2 protein-coding genes and 1 pseudogene are annotated in these 1,677 nt (G+C 59.1%); all 3 read left to right on the top strand.

Features of this window, described 5'->3' with window-relative positions:
- A partial coding sequence (gene rlmN / locus CAGGBEG34_RS09315) for a 23S rRNA (adenine(2503)-C(2))-methyltransferase RlmN (RefSeq protein ID WP_042688527.1) occupies positions 1–797 on the top strand: 797 nt, incomplete at its 5' end.
- Entirely contained in the window at positions 794–1,270 is a 477-nt protein-coding gene (locus tag CAGGBEG34_RS09310; RefSeq protein WP_006683366.1) for a tetratricopeptide repeat protein, read from the top strand. The genes rlmN and CAGGBEG34_RS09310, both read left to right, overlap by 4 nt.
- A gap of 35 nt (positions 1,271–1,305) precedes the next feature.
- Positions 1,306–1,668: pseudogene (locus tag CAGGBEG34_RS12335) on the top strand (dihydrodipicolinate synthase family protein).
- Positions 1,669–1,677 lie beyond the last annotated feature (9 nt).

The following is a 1,677-nucleotide window of genomic DNA, read 5'->3' as shown; positions in this document are numbered from 1 at the left end:
CGACCGGAAAACAGGGATTTAACCGGAATCTCAGCGCGGGCGAGATGATCGGCCAATTATGGATGGCTGAGTTCGCGCAAGTGAGGCAGCGCTCCGGCGCACAAACCAGGCAGCGCTCCGGCGCACAAGTGGCGCGCGTCGTGACGAATGTCGTGATGATGGGCATGGGCGAGCCCTTGCTGAATTTCGACGCGGTAGTGCGTGCGCTGCGCTTGATGCTCGACGATAATGCCTATGGTTTATCGCGTCGGCGCGTCACCGTATCCACCTCCGGCGTGGTGCCGATGATGGACCGGCTCGCGCAGCAGTTGCCCGTCTCGCTCGCTGTTTCCCTGCACGCGCCGGACGATGCGTTGCGCGATGCGCTGGTGCCGCTGAATAAAAAATATCCATTGCGCGAACTGATGCGTGCCTGCCAGCGTTATCTGAAGGCTGCGCCGCGCGATTTCATCACCTTTGAATATTGCATGCTAGCGGGCATTAATGATCATGAAAAGCACGCACGGCAGCTCCTCGCGCTGGTGCAGGAGATTCCGTGCAAATTCAATCTGATTCCGTTTAATCCCTTTCCTGAATCGGGATTCACCCGTTCCGCGCCTGAACAAATCCGGCGCTTTGCGCAGATTCTGAGCGCGCGCGGCATCGTGACCACGATCCGGAAAACGCGCGGCGATGATATCGATGCCGCATGCGGCCAACTGGCGGGGATTGTGAATGACCGGACCCACCTCGCAATGCGCAACCGGACAGCGCAGATTCAAGCCGCGCGCCGGACCATTACAATTCATCCGCAATGATGCGGGGTCTTGCAATCGCATTCACAGCGCTGATGCTGTGCGCGCTGAGCAGCGCCTGTGCAAACCAGAATCCTTTGATTTCTGAAAGTTCAGGGGCGCAGAATCGCGTGCGTCAGCAGGCGGATGTGCACGCCGCGCTTGCGCTGGCTTATCTGAATCAGAGACAAACGGAGGCGGCCCGCGCTGAAGCGCGACGCGCGCTCGCATTGGCGCCCGGACATCGCGATGCGCTTCATACACTGGCCCTGACCGCGCTGGCTCAAGGCGACGCCGGCGCGGCGCGCCGGCATTTTGAACAGGCCTTCAATGCAGAAGGCGGCGCGGATGATGTGACGTTGCGGCTCAATTACGCCCGCTTTTTATGCGAGCATCACGAGGTACCCGCTGGACGCGCTTTATTGGAATATGCGCCGCGCCCATCGCCTGAACATGCGCAGCGCATTCAGTCTCTGCTTGACGTATGTAAAGCTTAGAGCCTTTTTCAGCATTTTTCCGAATTCCGATCTAAATGATGTACGAAAACGCTTCTTTCGCAGTGCGCGGCAGCATCGTCGCGCTGGTCACGCCCATGCTCGAAAACGGTCAGCTTGATCTGCCCGCTCTGCGCGCGCTGATTGACTGGCATATCGCTGAAGGCAGCGATGCTTTGGTCGTGGCCGGAACGACAGGCGAATCGCCCGCCCTTGGCATTGACGAATATCAATTATTGATGCAAACCTCGGTTGAACAGGCCGCCGGACGCACTCCGGTGATTGCGAGCGCGGGCCGCAATTCAACCTCGGAAGCGGTTGAATTGGCGCGTTACGCGAAAGAAGCGGGCGCAAGCGCGAGTCTGCAGGTCGTGCCGTACTACAACNANNCNNNNCNNTGATTGNNAGNG

The sequence above is a fragment of the Candidatus Glomeribacter gigasporarum BEG34 genome, assembly GCF_000227585.1.
Taxonomy (GTDB): Bacteria; Pseudomonadota; Gammaproteobacteria; order Burkholderiales; family Burkholderiaceae; genus Glomeribacter; species Glomeribacter gigasporarum_B.
This window is presented reverse-complemented; position numbering and strand designations above follow the sequence as displayed.